The sequence below is a fragment of the Butyrivibrio sp. DSM 10294 genome (assembly GCF_028539135.1).
GTDB lineage: Bacteria > Bacillota > Clostridia > Lachnospirales > Lachnospiraceae > Butyrivibrio.
Genome location: NZ_JANSWL010000088.1, coordinates 458,086 through 480,387, shown reverse-complemented (window position 1 = coordinate 480,387; position 22,302 = coordinate 458,086). Strand labels below are relative to the sequence as shown.

The window sequence follows — 22,302 nt, the reverse complement described above, 5'->3', positions numbered from 1 at the left end:
TTCTGCAAAAAAATAACAACTCAATAATTTGGGAGGGCAATTATGAAGAAAAAACTTTTAAGCGTATTTCTTTGTGCAGCTATGGCTGCATCTCTTCTTGTAGGTTGCGGCAATGCTGCTTCTACAGGTTCCGAGTCTACCGGATCAGCCGGTGGTTCAGGCGGCAAGGTTGGTGTTGCAATGCCTACTAAGGATCTCCAGAGATGGAATCAGGACGGTGCTAACATGGAGCAGCAGCTCAAGGCAGCCGGCTATGATGTAGACCTTCAGTATGCATCTAACGACATCGCTACACAGGTTTCTCAGATCGAGAATATGATCAGCTCAGGAGCTCAGGTTCTTGTAATCGCATCTATCGATGGTGATTCACTTGGAACAGTTCTTGCTCAGGCTAAGGAGCAGGGCATCAAGGTTATCGCTTATGACCGTCTTATCATGAACTCAGACGCTGTTACATATTATGCAACCTTCGATAACTACATGGTTGGAACAAAGCAGGGCGAGTACATCAGAGATCAGCTTGATCTTGACAACGCTGCAGGTCCTTTCAACCTTGAGTGCTTCACAGGTGACCCCGGTGACAACAATGCAAGATTCTTCTATGGCGGTGCTATGGACGTTCTTAAGCCTTACATCGATGCCGGCAAGCTCGTTGTTAAGTCAGGTCAGGTAGAGTTCGATCAGGTTGCTACAGCTAACTGGTCAACAGAGAATGCTCAGTCAAGAATGGATGCCATCATCTCAGCTAACTATGCTGACGGAACCAAGATTGACGCAGTTCTTTGCTCAAACGACTCAACAGCTCTTGGTGTTACAAACTCTCTTGAGGCTAACTACACAGCTGAGTGGCCTATCATCACAGGTCAGGACTGTGACGTTGCTAACGTTAAGAACATGATCGCAGGCAAGCAGTCAATGTCTATCTTCAAGGATACACGTACACTTGCTTCCAAGACCGTAGAGATGGTTGACGCTATCATGAAGGGCTCAGACGCTCCCGTTAACGATACTAAGACCTATGACAACGGCACAGGCATCATTCCTTCATACCTCTGCGAGCCTGTATTTGCAGACGCAAACAACTACAAGCAGCTTCTTATCGATTCCGGATACTACACAGAGGATCAGCTTAAGTGATAATAAGTCATAGAACAACATGCTTACATGCTTGCATGTTAAGCATGTTGTTTTTATGACTTTAACAGATATGAGGAAGTAGCAATTGGCGAAGCAAATTTGCGGATTCCGAATAGATGCCGGATTGCGAGAGCGGTAGCGAAGCAATCCGGTTATCATTGAAAAAAGTAAAATTCACCAAATGAAAAAAGTTTAAATAATAATATGGGAAAAGGAGGGGTTAAATTGGCGAAGATATTATTGGAAATGAAGAATATCACCAAAACCTTCCCTGGTGTCAAGGCCTTGGATAATGTTAATCTCCAGGTTGAAGAGGGAGAAATACATGCGCTGGTAGGAGAGAACGGTGCCGGGAAATCAACACTTATGAACGTTCTCAGCGGTATCTATCCGTTTGGATCCTACGAAGGTGACATTGTATATGATTCCGAAGTTTGTAAATTCAATGATATCAAGGATAGTGAAGGTAAGGGGATTGTTATTATCCATCAGGAGCTTGCGCTTATTCCCTACATGACAATCGCAGAAAACATGTTCCTCGGAAATGAGAGAGGAAGCAAGTTCAGAATTAACTGGAACGAAACCTCCGGGCTGGCTCGTAAGTACCTGGATATAGTAGGACTTAAGGAGAGCACGGAAACACTGGTCAAGGACATTGGTGTTGGTAAACAGCAGCTGGTTGAGATCGCAAAGGCTCTTTCCAAGAATGCACGACTTCTTATTCTTGATGAGCCTACATCATCACTTAACGAGACTGATTCAAGAGCTCTTTTGGATCTTATGCTCAAACTCAAAAAAGAGCAGGGTCTCACATCCATCATTATTTCACATAAGCTTAATGAGGTATCCTATGTAGCCGACAAGATCACGGTTATCCGTGACGGTTCCACCATTGAGACCCTTACCAAGGGCGTGGACGACTTCTCTGAGGCAAGGATCATCAAGGGAATGGTAGGAAGAGAGCTTTCCGACAGATTCCCAAAGAGAGAGCCTCATATCGGCGAAGTTATGATGGAGGTAAAGAACTGGAATGTTTACCATCCTTTATATAGTGAGAGAAAAATAGTCAACAACGTCAATCTGAACGTAAGAAAGGGCGAGGTTCTCGGTATATCCGGACTTATGGGAGCAGGCAGAACAGAACTTGCCATGAGTATTTTCGGTAAGAGCTATGGTGAGAATATTTCCGGACAGCTCTTTATCAACGGTAAAGAAGTTCACCTTAACAACGTTCAGCAGGCTATTAAACATAAACTTGCATACGTAACTGAGGATAGAAAAGGAAACGGTCTTATCCTTTCCAATCCCATTAAGATTAACACAACGCTGGCTAATCTTGATGAAGTAAGCAAAAACAATGTAATCGACAAAGACAAGGAATTTGCGGTAGCCGTTGATTACAAAGAAAAACTTAAAACAAAATGCCCTACTGTAGAGCAGAATGTAGGAAATCTTTCAGGTGGTAACCAGCAGAAAGTCCTTCTGGCAAAATGGATGTTTGCCGATCCTGATATCCTTATTCTCGACGAACCCACAAGAGGTATCGACGTAGGCGCTAAATACGAGATTTACTGCATTATCAACCAGCTGGTATCCGAAGGCAAATCTGTTATTATGATCTCCTCCGAGCTTCCGGAGATTCTGGGAATGTGTGACAGAATTTATGTTATGAATGAAGGCAGAATGGTTGGAGAACTGGATGGCAAAGATGCTACCCAGGAAAAGATTATGACTTATATCTTACAGTCATCCGGAAAAGGGGAGGAATAAATTATGAGTAAAGAACAGGTTTTGGGCTTTCTTAAGAAAAATACCATGGTACTGGTTCTTCTGGTGGTACTTGGTTTCTTTGCATGGCAGACAGGAGGAGCAATCCTTCTTCCCATGAACGTTAGTAACCTTATTTCACAGAACGCTTACGTGTTCGTTCTGGCAACCGGTATGCTTCTTTGCATACTGACAGGTGGTAACATCGATCTCTCAGTTGGATCTGTTGTATGTTTCGTTGGTGCGGTTGGAGCAACTCTGATGGTTAACTTAAATGTTCCCATCTGGCTCTCAATCATTATCATGATCCTCATCGGTACAGCAATCGGTGCTTTCCAGGGCTTCTGGATCGCATTCGTAAGAATTCCTCCTTTCATCGTAACACTGGCAGGAATGCTTGCATTCAGAGGACTTTCCAACGTAGTGCTCAACGGTCTTACCGTTTCTATCAAGGATAAGACAGCCTTCGTTAACCTTTTCGGTGGCGGTGCTGACTGCTATGTTCACGATATCTTCGGCGGAGCAGAGCTCAACCTTACATGTCTCTTTGGCGGTCTTGTTGCAGCAGGTATCTTCATTCTTATTGAGGTTACAGGTCGTGTTAAGAGAGTTAAAAAGAACTATGATGTAGAGCCTTTTGTTACATTCCTTATCAAGCTTATCGCAATTACAGCAGTTATTCTTATCTTTGCTTACAAGCTTGCACAGCACAAAGGTATTCCTACAGTTCTCATCTGGGTTATGGTTGTTGTCCTTGTGTATGGTTACATCACCAACAACACAACTGTTGGACGTTATTTCTACGCAGTTGGTGGTAATGAGAAGGCTACCAAGCTCTCAGGTATCAACACCAACAAGGTATACTTCCTTGCTTATACCAACATGGGATTCCTTGCAGCACTTGCAGGAATGATCACAATCGCAAGACTTACATCAGCTCAGCCTACATACGGTCAGAACTATGAGATGGACGCTATCGGATCCTGCTTCATCGGTGGAGCATCTGCTTACGGCGGAATCGGAACAGTTCCCGGAGTTATTGTCGGTGCGGTTCTCATGGGTGTTATCAACCTTGGTATGTCACTTATGGGCGTAGATGCCAACATGCAGAAAGTGGTTAAGGGCGTGGTTCTTCTTGCAGCTGTTATCTTTGATGTAGTATCAAAGAGAGGCGGTAAGCTCTTTGCCAAGAACTGATCTAATAATTTGAAAGGCCAATGCATCCCATATGCAATTCCCTTTAGGGGCCACAGCTTTTATGCTGTGGCCTCATTTTTATTGTTAATTATTGTGAAATAAGGTAAGATATTAGCCGTGACTGTTTAGATTTAAGAAGAAAGAGATATGTTATGAGTATTTTGAATGTTGAAAATTTAACCCATGGCTTTGGTGACAGAGCCATTTTTGAGGATGTATCCTTCAGACTCCTTAAGGGAGAGCATATCGGCCTTGTTGGTGCTAACGGAGAGGGTAAATCCACCTTTATGAATATAATCACAGGCAAGCTGATGCCTGATGCAGGTAAGATTGAGTGGTCCAAGAACGTCAAGGTGGGCTATCTTGATCAGCACGCAGTGTTAAAAGAGGGAATGACCATCAGAGACGTTCTTGCGTCAGCTTATGAGCCTCTTTTTGATATGGAGCGCAGAATGAATGAAATCTGTGATGCCATGGGAGAAGCGGACGAAACAACTCTTGAAGCATATATGGAGGAACTTGGAACTATTCAGGATCTTCTTACCAACAGAGATTTTTATCTTATTGATTCCAAAATTGAAGAAGTGTCCAGAGCACTGGGATTCCTTGAGCTGGGACTTGACAGGGACGTAACCGAGCTGTCGGGAGGACAAAGGACCAAGATTCTTCTGGCAAAGCTTTTATTGGAGAAGCCTGACATCCTTCTTCTTGACGAGCCTACGAATTATCTCGACGCTGAGCATATTGTATGGCTTACGAGATATCTTCAGGAATATGACAACGCTTTTATTCTGATATCCCATGATATTCCCTTCCTCAATAATGTGGTAAATATCATTTATCACATGGACGGACAATATCACAGCCTTGACAGATATGTTGGAGATTACGACAAGTTTATGGAAGTCTATGAGGCCAAAAAGGCACAGAGAGAGGCAGCTTACAATCGTCAGCAGCAGGAGATTGCCGAGCTCAAGGACTTCGTTGCAAGAAATAAGTCCAGAGTTGCCACAAGAAACATGGCAATGTCAAGACAGAAGAAACTTGATAACATGGATATCATTGAAAAAATCCAGGAGAAGCCGAAGCCTGAGTTTAACTTCAAGACTGCAAGAACTCCCGGCAAGATGATATTTGAGACCAAGGACCTTGTTATCGGATATGACAGTCCATTGTCCACACCTCTGAATATCTCAATGGAGAGAAATTCCAAGATTGTCCTTACCGGTGCCAACGGTATTGGTAAAACAACTCTTCTTAAGAGTATTCTGGGACTTATCCCTTCCCTGGGCGGAAGTGTGGAGCTTGGAGAGAACGTAGAGATCGGATACTTCGAGCAGGAGATGTCTCCTGATATTGAGACCACCTGCATGCAGGAAATCTGGAATGAATTCCCGGGCTTTTCCCAATATGAGGTTAGGTCAGCCCTTGCAAAATGCGGACTTACCACCAAGCATATCGAAAGCAAGTGTAAGGTTTTATCAGGTGGTGAGCAGGCCAAGGTCAGACTTTGTAAGCTTATTAACAGAGAGTCCAATGTTCTGGTTCTGGACGAGCCTACCAACCATCTTGATGTAGATGCCAAGGAAGAGCTTCACAGAGCGCTTAAGGAATACAAAGGCAGTATTCTGATGGTTTGCCATGAACCTGATTTCTATCAGGATTTCGCAACTGAGATCATGGACTGCTCCAAGTGGACAACAAGAGTGTGATAATTATTCTTTAAGATCTGCAAAATGGGGAATATAAATTTGCAGTTTTGGCAGCGGATTATTGCGATGTTAAGGAATATGCCTGTTTATATATGTGCACCGGGAGGATTTATTATGAAAAAGAGTATTAATGGAATAATGTTGACGGCAGTTTCAACTATGATCGTATCAGGCCTTAGTGGATGTGGCAGTAGTGCTACCACAGATATACCTGATGCATATATGTCAGAGATTTCGGAGATAATAACATATGAGTCTGATTCAAATATTTCTGGTGATGAGGCTTCAATAGATATATCGGAAGAGGCAGCTGCTACAGCTACTACTGATCAAGTTCAGGTTGAGAACCCGACAGAATCAGATGACGAATACTACAATAAACTTAAGGCAGAAGTTACAGACAGCATAGAGTACTATATTTGCGATGATTTTGACGGAGACGGCAGTAAAGAGGCCTTTGCTATAGTAGGCACAAGATATGAAGACTATGGTGAAGTTGACGTAGATGGTGCTGTATATTACGTTGATGATGATGAAGTAACCAATATCTCAGAGGATATCAATACTGCCTGGGGAGATCTTGAACTCATTATAAATGAACCAAATGAAGAATATGTCATCCGAACAGGTGTTAATGAGGTGTCCAAGGATCATCCGATGTTCTTTGCTCCTTCATACAGAGCGGCAGCTACTGCAGTTAACAATCTTGTATTCGGGGTAAAAGACGGTAAGGCCTACAGGCTTGGTATCTCCGAGATGGGAGCCTGTGCCGGACTTAGTGACGGAACGGCAATTGTAACACTTGATTGCTACGATGGATGCTCTGATGGCACAGGACATACCTGGAAGCCTTATTATTATTTTTACAATAAGGACAGCGGTGAATTCGAAGAGTATGAAGGCAGGGAAATAACAGAAGAAGAACTCCTTGGTTATGAAGGAACAGAGAAGGTTGTGGAAGCAATAAAGGCTGATGGTAATACCATTGCAGGAATTATTCTAAGAGATAACGGTATTATTAATGTTAACTTTTATGACGGCAATCTTGAGGATTCCGACAGCCTTTCCTTTAATCATAATGCCACCTTCAGAATTACAGATGGAAGAGCAGTACTTCTAAAGGCGGCATATTCTCTTGATTATGAAGCCGTAGATTACAAGGAATCCGATTATGGCGGAGTTTATTTTGCCAAAAGAGGCGAATGATAATTAATCGCTGATCAGTTTCAGACCGGAAATATCCGGTGAAATAGCCATTGAATAATTGGTGTAGTACACTACAAAGCCCGGTTTAGCCCCACCGGGCTTTTTTACGTCTTTACGCCTTAGATAATCAATCTCGACTTTTTCCTGATTTTTACCCTTGGAGTAGAAAGCGGCCAGGGCGGCAGCTTCTTCGAAGGCTCTGTCAGGGACTTCTTTACCTCCGGTTAACAGAACAACGTGGGAGCCGGGGATCTTTTTGGCATGGAACCACCAGTCGCCGCCATTTGCGGTTTTGAACGTGAGTTCATCGTTCTGAATATTATTTTTGCCTACATAGATATCAAATCCGTCGCTGGAGAGATAGTGGAAAGGTTTGGAGGTTATCTTTTCCTTGCGACCGTTCTTGCCCTGGGTATGAGCTTTAACATAACCTGAAAGAGCAAGCTCCTGACGTATCTGGGCAAGGTCTGCTTCCTTCTGGGCGATGTCCAGAGAAGTAGCAATGGATTCAAGCTGTTCGATGGCCTGAGCTACTTCCTGCATCTGCTCTGTGAGGGCTTCCTGAGTTCTCTTTAGCTTGGTGTATTTGTCAAAATACTTCTTGGCGTTCTGACTTATGGAGAGAGTAGGATCCAGGGGAATCGTAACATCTTCTCCGGTGTTGTAGTCGTTGACGGTTATGTTCTTATCGCCTTCCTTGGCACTATAGCCGTAGACAGTGAGGAGTTCTCCGTAGATTCTGTATTTGTCTTTTTTCTCGGAGTCCTGAAGCTGCTTGGTCTGAAGATCGTACTTCCTTACGTTTCTCTCAAGGGCGGTCTGAACGATCTTGCGAAGGTCCACAGACTTTTGTCTGATACGGGTTACAACGTTCTTTTCGGCGTAATATTGCTCGATGAGTGAGGAAATGCTGCTCATCTGAGTGGTATTAAAACCTGATTCATTTGAATTACCATTCTGATTGCCATAGATAGTAAGAGGAATGGAGCAATATTCCTTAGGTGCGCCTTTCTCATAAACGATAACAGGGGTAAAATTACCGGTTTTAACCAGATCCATAACTTCATCAAAGGCTCTGTAGAGCTTGACTGATTCGGAAGGATCAAGGGCTGCTGCGGATTTGTCGGCATCAACACCTGCTCTGTAGCAGATCTCCTGAGATATGATGGGAGACAGGCCTGTGTAGCTTGAATAAATTGCTTTAAAAGCAGGCATTCCTTTACTGAGAACGCTGGAGGAGAATTCATCTGCTGTGGTTTCAAGAGGATTGATCTTATCCTGGGAAGGGATGAAATATTGTCTTCCGGGAAGAACTTCTCTTACCGAGCTGACAGAAGCGGGAATGTGCTTGATACTGTCGATGATCATGTCCTCTTCATCGGTGAAGATGATATTGCTGTATTTGCCCATGATCTCGATGAGAAGGACCTTGTGACGAAGGTCGCCCATCTCATCCAGGTGCTCAATCTCAAATCTGATAATTCTCTCAAGGCCTCCCGGCTGAGTGATGGAAATAATGCGCCCATTCTGGATGTGCTTACGAAGAAGCATACAGAAATTGGGGGCAGTCATGGGGGAGGGCTTGTTGTCATCGGTCATATAGACCAGCGGGAGAGAAGCGTCTGCGGACATGACTACTCTTGCCTGCTTGATCTGATATTTATCAATATTTTCATAGGAGAGCTTGACTGTGATAAGAAGTTCATCGCTCTCTGTCTGGGCTATTTTATAGATACGGCCTCCGGTCAGAAGGTCATTTAAATCCTTGGTTAAGTTTGCAACTGTAATTCCGTCAAAAGCCATTGTTTACTACCTTTCATGATTAAGAATAACTATAAATGCAGGCTATATTGTACCATGTATCACAGATTCAATCAAAGATACAAAATATTCATGCAACTACAACATTATCTGGATTATTATGCGTCACTTTGCTTATTTTGCTGTACACATTGAAAAAGTTGCACAATTTGATTTTTTTGCGGTAAAAAGTACCTTTAAAAGCAACATATAGTAAACATGAAGCAACAAATGAGAAGTGCAACATGACAAGAAAAAATATAATAACCTCAAATTTATATGTGCAATTCGCATAAAAACTGGGAGGATTTTTATGGGGAAGAAATCTCAAACGAGTTCGGGGAACTCGAAATCTTTTGGCGTCTATATGAAGCGCTACTGGCAGTTATATGCAATGCTTTTCCTGCCGCTTCTTTATTTGACGATATTCAAGTATGCACCAATGGTCTATGTGCAGATCGCCTTCAAAAAGTACAGCCTTGTTAAGAGCATATGGGAGCTGCCGCTGGCAGATAATCATGGTTTTGAATTCTTTATCAAAGCATTTAAGAACAATGACTTTAAATATGCTCTTAGAAACACGCTGACACTTAATCTGCTGGATCTTCTTTTTGGATTCCCGGCACCAATTATTTTTGCATTAATACTTAATGAACTGTGCTTCAAGCATTACAAGAAAGTGGTTCAGACGATTGCTTACATGCCTCACTTCCTGTCATGGGTCATTATTTACAGCTTGGCTCTGCAGCTTCTTGCTCCTACAGATGGTCTTGTAAATATGGTCATCAGCAAGATGGGTTTTGATCCTATTCCTTTCCTTAATGACGGAAAACACTGGATCGGAAGCTATATCGGATTTGGTATCTGGCAGAACTTTGGTTGGGGATCAATCGTATATCTGGCAGCAATAGCAGGTATCAACCCGGAGCTCTATGAAGCTGCTTCCGTTGACGGAGCCGGAAGATTCCGCAAGATGTGGCACATCACCCTTCCGGGAATCAAGCCTACGATTGTAGTTCTTCTTATCATGAGCCTTGGTAATATCCTCGGTGGCGGATTTGACCGTCCTTTTGCATTCCAGAACAATCTGGTAATGCGTGTGGCAGACGTTATCGCAACCTTCGTGTACAGAGTCGGTATCAAGGGTCTGCAGTTCTCACTTACTACAGCGGTTGGATTGTTCCAGTCTGTAGTGGGAATATTCTTCCTTCTTATGGCGAATTTCATTTCCCGTAAGCTTGGAGAGAGAGGAATCTGGTAAGGAGGTGCGAGCAAATGAAAATTAAATCCGATGCAGATAAAGCCTGGGACGTAGTATTTGTGCTTTTCTGCCTTGTAATAAGCCTGATGTGCGTGATACCTATGATTAACCTTCTTGCCAAGTCCCTTAGCGGAACAGACTATCTGGTAAGAAATGAGGTATATCTTTTACCCAAGGGCTTTAACTTAAATGCCTATGCAACGGTCCTTAAGGACCCCAAGTACATAAGAGCCTTCGTGTGGACAGTATTTCTTACGATTGTATGTACTGTACTTTCACTGACAATGACTACCTTATGTGCATTTCCGCTGATTTTCGAGAATCTTCGCGGAAGAAAAGCCATCAATATCTTCATAACAATAACAATGTTTTTTAACGCAGGAACAATTCCGAACTACCTGCTGATGCAGAAGCTGAACCTTCTGAGTAACCCTCTGGTTCTCATTATTCCGGGTGTCATGAGCGTTTATAACATGATCATCATGAGAAGCTTCTTCTATGGAATACCGGACAGCCTTCGTGAATCCGCTGAGATTGACGGAGCGACGTTCTTCGAGATCCTGACCAAGATCTACATACCGCTTTCCAAGCCGGTTATGGCTACACTCGCTCTGTTCTATGCGGTAGGAAGATGGAACGGATATTCAGATGCCCTGATGTACATGAGAGAGGCCAAGTACTACACATTACAGCTCCTTTTGTACAACATCATCAACAATATCAATCAGGTTGAGGTTGCTACACAGGAAGGCTTCTCAACCCCGGGACTGTCAGCGTCCCTTAAGGCTGCCATCGTAATGTTTTCAACCATTCCGATCCTGTGCATTTATCCTTTCCTGCAGAAGTACTTCATTCATGGCGTGACCATGGGTGCGGTCAAAGAATGAGCACTTAATGAGGTATTTTCGAATTTAGTGCGAATTCTTGTTATGGCGAGCACAACGTGCGAGATCAGAACTACCTTGAACTTAATCCTTATTGGATTAAATAAATATTAATTGACTCATTTGAAGGGAGGTCAATATGAAAAACAAAGTTTTATCAGTATTACTTGCATCTGCAATGGTTCTTTCTGTAGTTGCATGCGGATCTTCTGAAGGCGGCAGCGCACCTGCAGCTGAGACACCCGCAGCAGATACACAGGCACCTGCAGCAGAGGCACCCGCAGCAGAGACACCTGCTGAGCCTGCAGCTGAGGCAACATCATCTGAGCTTACAGATGGTAAGTTTGCAGAGACAAGACAGATCACAGTTGAGATCTACGACAGAGGAAATGACGGCGGCTCAGATCCTGAGAACAACATGTACACAGAGTACATCAAGAAGGGAATGCTCGAGGAGCACAACGTAGAAGTTACCTTCAAAAAGGTTCCCAGATGGACAGAGGTTGATGACATCAACAACCTTCTTGCAGCTCAGGAAGCTCCTGATATCTGCGTGACCTACAGCTATCCTACAGTTCTTACTTATGCTCAGATGGGCGGCGTTATCGATCTTAGCGAGATGATCGAGACCTATAAGGGCGATCTTACTAACCTTTGGACATGGCTTGGTGATACTAACATGCTTTGGGACAAGGATCCCAAGACCGGCACAGTATGGGCACTTGAAGGTAAGAGAGCAGAGCAGCAGAGAATCGTTACCTTTGTACGTAAAGACTGGCTCGACAAGCTTGGACTTTCTGTTCCTACAACAACTCAGGAATTCGAAGACATGCTTATCGCTTTCAGAGACAATGCTGATACACTTCTTGGCAGTGATGCTTCCAAGATGGTTCCTTTTTCAGCAAGCTATGATATCGGATGGAGAGCATCCAACATCATCACATCCTACATGGATCCTAACATCACAGACAAAGAGTACTACATCAACGGATTCGATGACAGAATGGTTACACAGGCTTCAACCAAGGAAGCTGTAAGACTTCTTAACAAGTGGTACAATGCAGGCCTTATGTGGAAAGATTTCGTTCTTTACGGAAGTGGCGACACAACTGAGGACGATATGATCAAAGCAGGCTATGTAGGCGCATTCCAGCACAACTGGGACTATGTATTCAGAAACGGTGAGGACAGCATCAATGCTAACCTCAAGAGAAACGTAGGCGAGGACGCTGTATTTATTCCTGTTGACTGCTTCAAGAACTCAGCAGGCAAGTATTCAAAGTGGCTCTACAGCTCAGCAGGCGACAGAAAGATCTTCTTCCCTACAACCAACGATGAGCCTTTAGCATCTCTTCTTTACCTTGACTTCATCTCTAAGCCTGAGACAATCAAATACCTCCAGGCAGGTGATGAGGGCGTTACACATGAAGTTCTCGACAGCGGCGCTATCCAGATCATTGCAGCAACAGGCGATGCAATCCAGAACTCAGGTAAGAACATTGACTACACAATCACATGTAACGGAACATACTTCGGCGATGAGGCTCTTGCAGCACTTTCACTTGCTTACGGTTATGCTGAGGCAGATCCTGAGCTTGTAGATCAGGCTAACAAGATCGCTATGGCAGACGGCCTTGAGCCCAAGAATGTTAACGTTGGTGAGATCACAGCAGAGGCAGGTGTAGGTGATACACTTTCTGCTAAGAGAGATCAGATCTATGATAACGCAGTAGTTGCTTCAGAAGCTGATTTCGATTCTGTTTGGGACAGCTATCTTGCAGATTATCTCTCAAGCGGCGGACAGGCAATCATCGACGAGCGTGCAGAGAAGTGGGCTGAGTACTTCGGCGATGCTGACATGCTTCCATAAGAAATAATTTATATCGCTGTAATACAAGAGGAGCTGAAGTTTAGCTCCTCTTTTTGTTGCACAAGACCGGCAAGTGAATGGATGCTTGCATACAAATTCATTTGCCGGTTATAAGAACATGGAGCACGAAGTGCGGAATGTTCGTGTGCGAAATCGAGTAGGAGCAAGCCTACGCGATTTCACCAAATATTTGCCGGGATATTTTTCATTCGTATAAAAGTAGTAAATACATGTTAAACGGTTTTTCCAATTTCAAACCAGGAAGGGTTTACAAGATCCTGCTGTTCTTTGGTAACCTGACAGTCATAAGTTGCATATATCAGCTCTTTTTCATTTACTATTGGTTTAATCATTACCTTACTATTTTTCCATTCTGATTCAGGTAAAGATTCCAGTTTTTCTCTAAAAGTCATTGATGTTTTCCTCCAGTAAACATGTACCTTCAACATTTTTATATTTTACTGTAACGTTTGTGGTATATCAATCGTATTATAAGTAGAGAGATTCAAAAACAATAGAAAGCGAGCAAACATATGGAGGAGAAAGAAGCACGGCGACTGGTTGAAAGCTACGGTGACCTGATATATCGCATAGGCGTGAACTATCTGAAAAATGCATCAGACGCAGAGGATATATGTCAAACAGTTTTCTTGAAATATATCGCTTCAGATGTCCATTTTGAAAACCAGCAACATGAGAAAGCGTGGATCATCAGAACTACGATCAATGCCTGCAAAGATGTACTCAAGAGTTCAGCCTTCAAAAACACAACTACATTGGAAGAACTGGGAGATATCAAGGCCACGGAATCACACGAAACAGGCATTACTGAAGAAGTAATGAAGCTTCCGCATAACTACCGTATATGCATTTTCTTGTACTATTACGAAGGGTATTCGATAAAAGAGATTGCTTCAATACTTCAAAAAACAGAACTATCTGTAAGGACTCTTTTATCAAGAGCCAGGAAAAAACTACAACTGACACTAAGGGAGGACATGCAATGATGAGCAGAAATGCAGAATATCTTGACGCTATGGCAAATTTGACACTATCAGATGCTGCCAAAAACAGGATGATACAGAGGATGATTAATACAACTCCGATCACCGGTATATCTGGCAAGAAAAGAAATATCAGCATAAAGAAATACGCAGTCTTAGCGGCTGCGTGCCTAATGACATTAGGTCTGATCGCTGCTGCATTTATCGGTAATCCGGCTAAATTGACCAGCAAAAAAGTTGATTTATCAGGAACAAGGCATTTTGAAAATCTTACAGAATATGAAAAAGCGGCACAGATAGATATTTCGGCAGTAGAAGCCTTCAATAATGGCTATAAGTTTCAATATATGTACCTGTCAGAAACAAATGCTTTTGACGGCGGTAACAATAAAATATCCAAGGATAAAGCCGTAAATATCCACTATACGTGTGAGAACAAAGCTGATCTTGAAATCCACATGAACCCTGTAATAGCAAGTGCTCACCTAAAAGATAGTGAGGATGCCCAAAATGCTACCGATCAGACAGAAATTGATGGAATAACTCTTTATTATAGCCTGAACGAGTATCTGTCAGTTCCGGCAGCGGAGAAGCGAACGCTGACAAATGAGGAACTGGAACGAGCAGAATCAGACAACCACTTTTTTATTTATTATGGATCACTAGAGAGGAAAACAACCTACGCTTCCACACTGCTTTTTGAGATGGATAATGTAATTTACCTTCTGGAAACATCAGGAAATGATCTATCTGCGGATGACCTCTATTCCATGGCGAAAGAGATTATCGAGCATAAGTGAAGCTGACGCTAACCTTGTCTTGTACCTATAATTCCATCAGCTATATATGTAGCTTTTGCGCAGTACATGATCCATATTTGAATTGTGTGCTGCTTTTTTTATGGGTATAACAGGGCGTGATGATGGAAGGGCTATTTCTTACAGTCTAAACTAGGGGATGAACTGTAACAAAAATTATGTTATTATTCACAGTTAATTGCGTAAGATGTTCTTTATTTTTTCTATCATGAAGATTACAATATTTCTGTTTGCATTTGGGAGGTATTGTTATGCTTAGAAAAATAATGAAGTATAGTGACTTGGATGAAAGAAAACTGATGGATATATACTCAGAGAGTAATTATGATAATACCGAGTATTTTTATCCAGACGAAAAGGATAAAGAAAAAGCAGTTAAGCTTGTGGAGACGAATTTTTGCGATTTTTTAAAGAATGATTTTTTCAAGCGAGAGGATAGTGTTTACTGGATATATGAAGAGAATGGAGAATGGCTCAGTGCGCTAAGAACATGCATGGTTCAAAGAGACGTATATTATCTTGAAGCGCTAGAGACGCGTCCGGATCATAGAAGAAATGGATATGGTGCATTACTCTTGTCTAATGTCGTTGAAGAGCTGAAAAAAGCAGGACCGTTCAGGCTTTGTGATTGCGTTAGCAAAAAGAATATAGCATCTTTAAAAACCCATGAAAAGTGTGACTTTCAGATTGCATCAGAGGAAGGGTATGATTATCTGAGTAAGGAAACTGATAATCGCTATTTCGGACTTGAATATCGTTATCTGGGTGAGTGACAAAACCGAGGCTAGAATGCACAGTAACGGGGCGGAGTTATGCTCCGCCTAATATTTCTTTTAGGGTATATGGATTTCCTTCCATCAGTTTGGTAAGAGCCTGAAAAGGTGGAATGTCATTTCTGCTGCAGGTAGCGATATAGCTTTTTACATCAGCAAAGAATCCTGCATTCTTGATGTCCTGATACTGCCCGGATACTTTCTGCTTTACCTTAATACCGCGAAGGCTTCTTTCTGCAAGGTTATTTGTGGGTGGCACTGAAAAGTCCTTTATCCAGAGGAAGTTACTTTTCTTGAACTTCCTAAGGTGATTTATCAGTTTCCTTTCATCAGACTCATTATATTTGCCCTTTGATGTAGCGAACTGCTCGTCGGCTCTTTTCAGGATTCTATCGATTTCTTCCATGATTGTATAATACCTGGTTCCGAAGGACTCTACGCCATTTTCCACAAGTATGTTCCGTTCATGAAGTATGCCTGCAAGGTAATCCTTCAACTCCTTGGCCCAGGGATGGTCAGAATAATCGACTATCTTCTGCATATCTCTAGAGAGATGACCGGAGCATTTTAGAATTAAGAAAAGATACCATTTATTAGAATAATTGATTATGTAATAAGGTGTGAAATGTATGGATGAAATGAAAATAAAAAATGAGATATTCGAAAAAATAAAGAAGGGATTATTTGAAGAAGCAGCACAATTTGATGAATGTGATACAGATAAAATAATAAAACAGATACACGATGAATCATTTGATCAGCAAAATCTAACATTTTATTGTTTTACTATTTTTATGTATAAAAGAACTAACAATATAGATTGGCTGGAATTAGCAGTAGATATTCTTTGCTTTAGTATCAACTGGATGGAAGGTGCGTATGCTATGGCACTATATCATCAGAGAGAAATATTAGAGCAAAATAGAAATGTGGAAAATTTACAAATGATGCTATTTTTCTATAGAGTTCCGGACGTGGATTTTGAAGAGGAAGAGGCAAAAAAGATTGCCAAAGAGATACTTGAATTAGATCCTCAAAATAAGATAGTGAAAGATATTTTTCCTAATCTATGACATAAAGTTATATGTACATTCCCACGAGTTCAGTATCTAACGAGGGAATAAATGGTGGAATAGCTTATGTCACCAGTGGCGGAGATTTGGAAAAGACGAAACAGGCTGCCATCGATGGGGCATGCGATAGCTTCATGACCGGATTGATAGAAGGCTTTATCACCGGTGGAATGACAAATAACCACTGCTTTGTTGCCGGAACCCTGGTGCAGACCATTGACGGAGCGATTCCAATCGAGCAGATAGAAGAGGGAGAATTTGTCCTATCAGAAGATCCGGAAACAGGAGATGTTACCTACAAGAGAGTTCTTGAAACCTATGTTCATGAGACCACAGAGCTTATCCATTTGAAAATAGATGGAGAGGCGATTGCAACAACACCTGCCCATCCTTTCTATGTAAAGAATATAGGTTTTGTACTTGCAGGAGACCTTGAGGAAGGAACCACACTTGTTGATAATGAAGGCAATGAGCTTCACCTTCTGATCAAGCGTTGGGAACAGCTCCAAAACGCAGTACCCGTCTACAACTTTGCAGTTGAAGATTACCACACGTATTTTGTCGGCAGTACAAATGTGCTGGTGCATAATAAGTGTGGTGCGGAAAATATTGCAGATGCAGCAAAGCAAACTCCTAAAAAAGTTGCTAAACCATAAAAGCATCATTTCTTTTCAAATAAGAACAAAACATATACTCCGCAGTTCGAAAAGATTCTGGAAAATTACGATTTGAAACTTGGTGGTAAATGGAATATTGAATTGATGAACAATCACTGTGGCAGGCATACAAACGCTTATCATGATTTTATGCTGGAGCATCTTAAAGATATTGATGAAATAGCTAAAGGTGACGTTAATGTTTTTATGCGGGAATTTAATAATCTTAAAACAATTATAATGAACAATCCAAGTATATTATATGCGAAACCAAGATAATACGAAAGGAATGCATGTATGAAATATTACAAACTAGGATTTGATAATACTCAACGCGATAAATGTATTTTCTGCACAAAATTAAGTGATGAAAGAATGTATGATTATCACGATTTTGATCATGGTAAAATAATTGAATATAAAGGAGAGTTATTTTATTATTATGATTTTGATAAAGGCAGTGTGCAGACTGATTATATCTTAAATGTTAATGCGTGGTTTATCATAACAGAAAATACGTATCATGTGCTGAGAGACAAGTTGAATGATTGCGTTCAGTTTATACCAATAAAAATATGCGATAGTAATTGCAACACTGAAGAAAAGGGCTATATTGTGAATATCCTTGATGTGGTAGAAAATGCCATTGATTTTGAAAAATCAAGTTTTGGAGTATTACACGATGAAGAGCCTAAGGCTTACGCAATATGGAAATATGTTTTGAAGCATAGTGCTATACAGGGCCATGATCTGTTCAGACTTAAAGAGCATATGGTTGTGATGTTTTGCTCTGATAACATAAAAAAACTGATAGACGATAATGGTTTGACTGGCTTTTCTTTCAAAGAGATTGAATTAAGTGATTTATAAGAATCAAATATGTTTATATGGGTGCCAAAAGTGTGTCTTGGCACCCATACTACTTTAGAATTGTGCTTTGACTTAATGATATTTATGAAATTTTATAATGTTATTTAGAAGGGATGAACAAAAATGTACGAAAAATTTGAAGAGTGGTTAAATGCATACTTGAAGAAAGGCTTTCCGGAAGAAGTTATAGCTGTAAATTTCAATATTTATGAAGACACAGATGATAATTGGTCAGTGGAAATAGTTGGTACTGCATCTTTTGATGAAGAAGATGATGATTGGGCATGTGATGAAATTACCGATTTTGGCTCTCGAGAGAACCTGTTTACATGGGAGGCTGATGAAGAATGGGAAGTCATACTTGATAATGTGATTGAAATTATAAAGGAATATCTTGAGAAAGGGAAATATGCCAATACTTTAAAAGGATTAACAGCTGTTGGAACAGGATTTGTAGACGGTGATATTGAAATATTATTTAGAAAATAATTGTCTATAAATGTAGATTACTTTGTGAAGGATCAAATACTAAGCTTATGAGGTTGAATAAAACCCATAAAAGGGCAACATTAAGAACGCACAGTGGTAACCACGTGGTGTGAATGGTTAATGTGCAGATTATTGGTCTGTGACAATCCCCAATAAGCTTAGTGTTTGAAAGATACTTATCATGCCGGATTATTTCCCGACACATTGGACGCGCCGGCCGCAGGATAAGTTACTCCTTGAAGAAGCAGATTTGAAATCTATTTCTCTCTCTTTGTACCTTTAGAATACAGCAAAGGAGCGGGTTTGTAAAGAAATCTAAACATTTCGTTAGAATTTTGCGGTATTGCGTAAGAACACAAAAAATCAGTCCTTGAAGTGACCTGAATGGGGCATGGTTGTCACGTTTCACACAGTAGACACAATCTTAAGAATTTAACGATTTTGCGCAAAGAAGCCGCATTTCGTAAAAACGAATGCGGCTTCTTATAGGAAGATAATGAAAAATTGAATGAAAAAGCTTAATTATTAAAGGCAGCTGGCATATGCTTTCTCAGCACCTTCTGTGCGGATCATCTTCAGATCTGCAATTACTGCATCTGTAAGACCGGCAATCTTGTTGAGGTCCTGATCCCACATCTTCTCATTTCCAAGAACAGCCTTAACGAGGTCTTCCTCAGAATCGTTCTTGTGATCATAGAAGAACTCAAGAGCCCATCTGTCATCACTTACTGTATAAGTATTGCCTGCAGGTCTCTTGCAAACAAGGCCTGCCTCAGTAAGTTCCTGAACATCGTTTGAATAGAAAGCAATGTATGCTGCCAGTGACATAGTAAGGCAAACGGGAAGCTTGCCGTTCTTGTCGATATACTGAAGGAATGAAGGCATGTTTCTTGCCTTCCACTTACTTGTTGAGTTAAGAGAGATGCTCATAAGCTCGTGGTTAACGAAAGGATTGTTGAAACGATCCTTAACAGCAGCAGCGAACTCATTGAGATCATTCTCATCAAGGTGATCTACGAGAGTAGGAATAACTTCCTCATTGAGCATCTTGTTCATGAAGCCTGAAATAGCTTCGTTCTGCATGCAGTCACGAACGATATCCTGGCCTGAAAGGTAAGCGCCAAGTACGAAACCTGTATGAGCGCCGTTAAGGATACGAACCTTGCGGTGCTTGTAGGGCATTACATCGGGAACAACGTGAACATTAACGCCAGCTTTCTTGAAAGGAAGTCTTGTCTCAAGCTCAGCAGGTCCTTCGATGATCCATACTCCGAAGATCTCACCTACATCGATGAGCTCGTCGTGATATCCGTTAACTTCTTCAAGCGCTGCAACTTCTTTTGCATCACGGATTCTTCCGGGAACGATTCTGTCTACAAGGGTAGAGCAGAAGATGTTATCATTGTTAACCCAGGTCTTGAAGCCTTCTTCAAGCTGCCACTGATCAATGTACTGGTTGACACACTTAAGAAGCTCTTTGCCGTTGTTGTCGATAAGCTCGCAGGAGAGAACAACTACGCCCTTCTTACCTGCCTTGTATCTTCTGAATAGAACCTGTGTAAGCTTGCCGGGGAAGCTGGCAGCGGGAACATCCTCGAAATTGCAGGAAGGATCGTAAGCAATACCTGCCTCAGTTGTGTTGGATGCAATAATATCAAGGTCATCGCTCTCTGCGATAGCCATCATTTTGTCGTAGTCTGCCTTGTCATAAGGATTGAGACAGCAGTCAACTGCGGAGATAACTCTCTTGGCATCAACCTTCTGGCCGTTCTCACTTCCACGAAGGTATAATGTATAAAGACCCTCCTGCTTGTTGATAAGCTCTGTGAGACCCTGTGCAATAGGCTGAACAAGAGCAACCTTGCCGTTCCAGCCTGCCTTCTCATTGCTGATGTCGAAGAAGTAATCAACGAATGCACGCATGAAGTTACCTTCACCGAACTGAAGAACACGAACGGGTGCTTCCTTCTGAACAAAACCTTCATAGCCTGACTTGGCCAATACATCATAATTTAATAATTCCATAACCCTATTCCTCCTAAAATGTAAACGCTTACAAAACGCTTCATCTAAGTCTTAATCTATATAATGTTATAGCAAAATATGTAAGCGTTTACAATAGCAAATTTTGACTTTTTTTATAAATGTGGTCGGAACGCAGCATTGACCTTGAAAAAGCGCTGTATTATAATGATTTATGTAAATTTTTGCCCTAAAATAAAGGAGATTCTACTTATGGTCTGCAGTATGACTGGTTTTGGCAGAAGTGAAGTTACAGAGGGACAGCGCAAATATATTGTTGAACTTAAGTCTGTTAATAATCGCTATCTTGATATCAACATCAAGATGCCCAAGAAATTCAATGCATTTGAATCCGCCATCAGAACCGAATTAAAGAACTATATGAAGCGCGGTAAGGTGGATGTATTTATCAGTTACGAGGATTTTTCAGAATCGGATTCCAGAGTAAAATACAATAAGGCTATAGCTGAGGAATATTTCACATATCTTAAACAGATGGCCAGTGATTTTGGTCTTGATAACGATATCAGGATCTCAGCTCTTTCCAAGTTCCCTGAAGTATTTACCATGGAAGAGGAAGAACTGGATGAAGTGGAGGTATGGAGCGGACTTAAGAAGGCCATTAATGAGGCCGGCAAGCAGTTCCTTGACTCCAGAATCAAAGAAGGAGAATTTTTATCCGCAGATCTTACACAAAAGCTTGACGGAATGTATGAAAATGTGGAATATATTACAGAGCGTTCCCCTGAGATCATACAGGAGTATAAGCAGAAACTTCGTGAGAAGATCGCAGATCTGTTGGAAGACAAGCAGGTTGATGAGAACAGGCTTGCCATGGAAGTTACCATATTTGCCGACAAGGTATGTGTAGATGAGGAGCTTACGAGGCTTCGAAGCCATATTATGGCCACCAAGGAGACACTTCAGGTGGGTGATGACAAGGACGGTATCGGAAGAAAACTCGATTTCCTTGCACAGGAAATGAACAGAGAGGCCAATACTATTTTGTCCAAATCCACAGATCTTAAGATTTCCGACAGAGGAATTGCTCTTAAGACCGATATAGAAAAAGTAAGGGAGCAGATTCAGAACATTGAGTAATGAAGTATTGCACAACAAGCGCAAAGGTATTATAATCGTTGTCTCTGGTTTTTCGGGAGTAGGCAAGGGTACAATAATGAAGGAGCTTATTAAGAGATATGACAATTATGCTCTTTCAATCTCTGCCACAACAAGAGATCCCAGACCCGGCGAGGAGAATGGCAGAGAGTATTTCTTTGTTAGCAATGAAGAGTTTGAGAAGCTTATTAATGAAAACGGACTGATAGAGCATGCCGGATATGTCAATCATTATTACGGAACTCCCAGGAAATACGTTGAGGATAAGCTTGCTGAGGGAATAGATGTAATCCTTGAGATAGAAATTCAGGGTGCACTTCAGATCAAAAAGCAGTATAATGATGCGGTGCTTTTGTTCGTTATGCCCCCTTCAGCTGAGACTCTTAAGACCAGACTGTGCGGAAGAGGCACAGAAACAGAGGAAGTCATCAAAGGAAGACTTGAGAGAGCCAAAGAGGAATCCCTTGGCATAGAGAACTACGATTACATTGTTATAAATGATGATCTTGATAAGTGCGTTGAACAGGTGAACGACATTATCACCGCTGCACATTTTGACACATCAAGGAATCAGGAATTTATAGATACTATCAGAAATGAGCTTAATGAGTTATAATCATTTTAGCGGATATGCGGATTACCGC

General features: G+C 41.6%; 21 protein-coding genes and 1 pseudogene. 18 read left to right on the top strand and 4 right to left on the bottom strand.

Annotated elements, in window-relative coordinates; translation table 11 throughout:
- The first annotated feature begins 42 nt into the window (after positions 1–42).
- From chvE to NXH67_RS18100, 5 genes are all read left to right on the top strand, one after another.
- Positions 43–1,137 (top strand): multiple monosaccharide ABC transporter substrate-binding protein, encoded by a 1,095-nt coding sequence (gene chvE, locus NXH67_RS18120; protein WP_022778917.1) that lies wholly within the window; start codon positions 43–45, stop codon positions 1,135–1,137.
- 225 nt (positions 1,138–1,362) lie between these two features.
- Positions 1,363–2,907 carry a multiple monosaccharide ABC transporter ATP-binding protein gene (gene mmsA, locus NXH67_RS18115; protein ID WP_026668747.1) on the top strand — a complete coding sequence of 515 codons (1,545 nt, stop codon included), beginning with the start codon at positions 1,363–1,365 and terminating at the stop codon, positions 2,905–2,907.
- A 3-nt stretch (positions 2,908–2,910) separates the two neighbouring features.
- Positions 2,911–4,101: a multiple monosaccharide ABC transporter permease gene (mmsB, locus tag NXH67_RS18110; RefSeq protein WP_022778919.1), complete on the top strand. Its 1,191-nt coding sequence runs from the start codon at positions 2,911–2,913 to the stop codon at positions 4,099–4,101.
- 152 nt (positions 4,102–4,253) lie between these two features.
- Positions 4,254–5,813 (top strand): ABC-F family ATP-binding cassette domain-containing protein, encoded by a 1,560-nt coding sequence (locus NXH67_RS18105; protein WP_272798269.1) that lies wholly within the window; start codon positions 4,254–4,256, stop codon positions 5,811–5,813.
- A gap of 114 nt (positions 5,814–5,927) precedes the next feature.
- Entirely contained in the window at positions 5,928–7,019 is a 1,092-nt protein-coding gene (locus NXH67_RS18100) for a hypothetical protein (RefSeq protein WP_272798268.1), read from the top strand.
- 3 nt (positions 7,020–7,022) lie between these two features.
- On the opposite strand, the gene NXH67_RS18095 is transcribed toward NXH67_RS18100, so the two are convergent.
- Entirely contained in the window at positions 7,023–8,822 is a 1,800-nt protein-coding gene (locus tag NXH67_RS18095) for an Rqc2 family fibronectin-binding protein (RefSeq protein WP_272798267.1), read from the bottom strand.
- Between the two features lie 310 nt (positions 8,823–9,132).
- Between NXH67_RS18095 and NXH67_RS18090 the strand changes: the two genes are divergently transcribed.
- The 3 genes from NXH67_RS18090 (at position 9,133) to NXH67_RS18080 (ending at position 12,834) form a co-directional block, all read left to right on the top strand.
- Positions 9,133–10,080: an ABC transporter permease gene (locus NXH67_RS18090; RefSeq protein WP_022778923.1), complete on the top strand. Its 948-nt coding sequence runs from the start codon at positions 9,133–9,135 to the stop codon at positions 10,078–10,080.
- A gap of 14 nt (positions 10,081–10,094) precedes the next feature.
- Complete coding sequence (locus NXH67_RS18085; RefSeq protein ID WP_272798266.1) at positions 10,095–10,967, top strand: carbohydrate ABC transporter permease; 873 nt, start codon at positions 10,095–10,097, stop codon at positions 10,965–10,967.
- A 136-nt stretch (positions 10,968–11,103) separates the two neighbouring features.
- The gene (locus NXH67_RS18080) at positions 11,104–12,834 is read left to right on the top strand and encodes a sugar ABC transporter substrate-binding protein (protein ID WP_022778925.1); all 1,731 of its coding nucleotides are present in this window, start codon (positions 11,104–11,106) and stop codon (positions 12,832–12,834) included.
- Positions 12,835–13,067: 233 nt separating this feature from the next.
- On the opposite strand, the gene NXH67_RS18075 is transcribed toward NXH67_RS18080, so the two are convergent.
- Positions 13,068–13,247: a hypothetical protein gene (locus NXH67_RS18075; protein WP_272798265.1), complete on the bottom strand. Its 180-nt coding sequence runs from the start codon at positions 13,245–13,247 to the stop codon at positions 13,068–13,070.
- Positions 13,248–13,367: 120 nt separating this feature from the next.
- On the opposite strand from NXH67_RS18075, the gene NXH67_RS18070 reads away from it, so the two are divergent.
- The 3 genes from NXH67_RS18070 (at position 13,368) to NXH67_RS18060 (ending at position 15,429) form a co-directional block, all read left to right on the top strand.
- Entirely contained in the window at positions 13,368–13,841 is a 474-nt protein-coding gene (locus NXH67_RS18070) for an RNA polymerase sigma factor (RefSeq protein WP_272798264.1), read from the top strand.
- Complete coding sequence (locus tag NXH67_RS18065; RefSeq protein WP_272798263.1) at positions 13,838–14,638, top strand: hypothetical protein; 801 nt, start codon at positions 13,838–13,840, stop codon at positions 14,636–14,638. Before NXH67_RS18070 ends, NXH67_RS18065 begins: the two co-directional genes overlap by 4 nt.
- Before the next feature lie 269 nt (positions 14,639–14,907).
- Entirely contained in the window at positions 14,908–15,429 is a 522-nt protein-coding gene (locus NXH67_RS18060) for a GNAT family N-acetyltransferase (RefSeq protein ID WP_272798262.1), read from the top strand.
- A 37-nt stretch (positions 15,430–15,466) separates the two neighbouring features.
- Here NXH67_RS18060 and NXH67_RS18055 read toward each other — a convergent pair whose 3' ends face one another.
- The gene (locus tag NXH67_RS18055) at positions 15,467–16,003 is read right to left on the bottom strand and encodes an IS66 family transposase (protein WP_272798292.1); all 537 of its coding nucleotides are present in this window, start codon (positions 16,001–16,003) and stop codon (positions 15,467–15,469) included.
- Between the two features lie 55 nt (positions 16,004–16,058).
- Between NXH67_RS18055 and NXH67_RS18050 the strand changes: the two genes are divergently transcribed.
- The 5 genes and pseudogenes from NXH67_RS18050 (at position 16,059) to NXH67_RS18030 (ending at position 18,517) form a co-directional block, all read left to right on the top strand.
- The gene (locus NXH67_RS18050; protein ID WP_272798261.1) at positions 16,059–16,502 is read left to right on the top strand and encodes a hypothetical protein; all 444 of its coding nucleotides are present in this window, start codon (positions 16,059–16,061) and stop codon (positions 16,500–16,502) included.
- Positions 16,503–16,513: 11 nt separating this feature from the next.
- Positions 16,514–17,158 (top strand): polymorphic toxin-type HINT domain-containing protein, encoded by a 645-nt coding sequence (locus NXH67_RS18045; RefSeq protein WP_272798260.1) that lies wholly within the window; start codon positions 16,514–16,516, stop codon positions 17,156–17,158.
- 12 nt (positions 17,159–17,170) lie between these two features.
- Positions 17,171–17,437 (top strand): annotated as a pseudogene (locus NXH67_RS18040) (AHH domain-containing protein); the annotation flags it as partial.
- An 18-nt stretch (positions 17,438–17,455) separates the two neighbouring features.
- The gene (locus tag NXH67_RS18035; protein WP_272798259.1) at positions 17,456–18,028 is read left to right on the top strand and encodes an imm11 family protein; all 573 of its coding nucleotides are present in this window, start codon (positions 17,456–17,458) and stop codon (positions 18,026–18,028) included.
- A 123-nt stretch (positions 18,029–18,151) separates the two neighbouring features.
- Positions 18,152–18,517: a hypothetical protein gene (locus tag NXH67_RS18030; protein ID WP_272798258.1), complete on the top strand. Its 366-nt coding sequence runs from the start codon at positions 18,152–18,154 to the stop codon at positions 18,515–18,517.
- Positions 18,518–19,042: 525 nt separating this feature from the next.
- Here the strand turns inward: NXH67_RS18030 and NXH67_RS18025 are convergent.
- Complete coding sequence (locus NXH67_RS18025; protein ID WP_022778926.1) at positions 19,043–20,542, bottom strand: tagaturonate reductase; 1,500 nt, start codon at positions 20,540–20,542, stop codon at positions 19,043–19,045.
- 210 nt (positions 20,543–20,752) lie between these two features.
- Here NXH67_RS18025 and NXH67_RS18020 point away from each other — a divergent pair, with 210 nt between their 5' ends.
- Complete coding sequence (locus NXH67_RS18020; protein WP_272798257.1) at positions 20,753–21,640, top strand: YicC/YloC family endoribonuclease; 888 nt, start codon at positions 20,753–20,755, stop codon at positions 21,638–21,640.
- Positions 21,633–22,274 carry a guanylate kinase gene (gene gmk, locus NXH67_RS18015; protein ID WP_022778928.1) on the top strand — a complete coding sequence of 214 codons (642 nt, stop codon included), beginning with the start codon at positions 21,633–21,635 and terminating at the stop codon, positions 22,272–22,274. The genes NXH67_RS18020 and gmk overlap by 8 nt, the downstream gene beginning before the upstream one ends.
- The last annotated feature ends 28 nt before the right edge of the window (positions 22,275–22,302 follow it).

Coding starts and splice junctions, on each gene's coding strand:
- NXH67_RS18020 (WP_272798257.1), top strand. CDS start 20,753: ATGGTCTGCAGTATGACTGGTTTTGGCAGAAGTGAAGTTACAGAGGGA.
- NXH67_RS18025 (WP_022778926.1), bottom strand. CDS start 20,542: ATGGAATTATTAAATTATGATGTATTGGCCAAGTCAGGCTATGAAGGT.
- NXH67_RS18085 (WP_272798266.1), top strand. CDS start 10,095: ATGAAAATTAAATCCGATGCAGATAAAGCCTGGGACGTAGTATTTGTG.
- mmsB (WP_022778919.1), top strand. CDS start 2,911: ATGAGTAAAGAACAGGTTTTGGGCTTTCTTAAGAAAAATACCATGGTA.
- NXH67_RS18065 (WP_272798263.1), top strand. CDS start 13,838: ATGATGAGCAGAAATGCAGAATATCTTGACGCTATGGCAAATTTGACA.
- NXH67_RS18105 (WP_272798269.1), top strand. CDS start 4,254: ATGAGTATTTTGAATGTTGAAAATTTAACCCATGGCTTTGGTGACAGA.
- NXH67_RS18035 (WP_272798259.1), top strand. CDS start 17,456: ATGAAATATTACAAACTAGGATTTGATAATACTCAACGCGATAAATGT.
- NXH67_RS18075 (WP_272798265.1), bottom strand. CDS start 13,247: ATGACTTTTAGAGAAAAACTGGAATCTTTACCTGAATCAGAATGGAAA.
- NXH67_RS18045 (WP_272798260.1), top strand. CDS start 16,514: ATGTACATTCCCACGAGTTCAGTATCTAACGAGGGAATAAATGGTGGA.
- NXH67_RS18090 (WP_022778923.1), top strand. CDS start 9,133: ATGGGGAAGAAATCTCAAACGAGTTCGGGGAACTCGAAATCTTTTGGC.
- NXH67_RS18095 (WP_272798267.1), bottom strand. CDS start 8,822: ATGGCTTTTGACGGAATTACAGTTGCAAACTTAACCAAGGATTTAAAT.
- NXH67_RS18030 (WP_272798258.1), top strand. CDS start 18,152: ATGTACGAAAAATTTGAAGAGTGGTTAAATGCATACTTGAAGAAAGGC.
- NXH67_RS18100 (WP_272798268.1), top strand. CDS start 5,928: ATGAAAAAGAGTATTAATGGAATAATGTTGACGGCAGTTTCAACTATG.
- NXH67_RS18060 (WP_272798262.1), top strand. CDS start 14,908: ATGCTTAGAAAAATAATGAAGTATAGTGACTTGGATGAAAGAAAACTG.
- NXH67_RS18070 (WP_272798264.1), top strand. CDS start 13,368: ATGGAGGAGAAAGAAGCACGGCGACTGGTTGAAAGCTACGGTGACCTG.
- NXH67_RS18080 (WP_022778925.1), top strand. CDS start 11,104: ATGAAAAACAAAGTTTTATCAGTATTACTTGCATCTGCAATGGTTCTT.
- chvE (WP_022778917.1), top strand. CDS start 43: ATGAAGAAAAAACTTTTAAGCGTATTTCTTTGTGCAGCTATGGCTGCA.
- NXH67_RS18050 (WP_272798261.1), top strand. CDS start 16,059: ATGGATGAAATGAAAATAAAAAATGAGATATTCGAAAAAATAAAGAAG.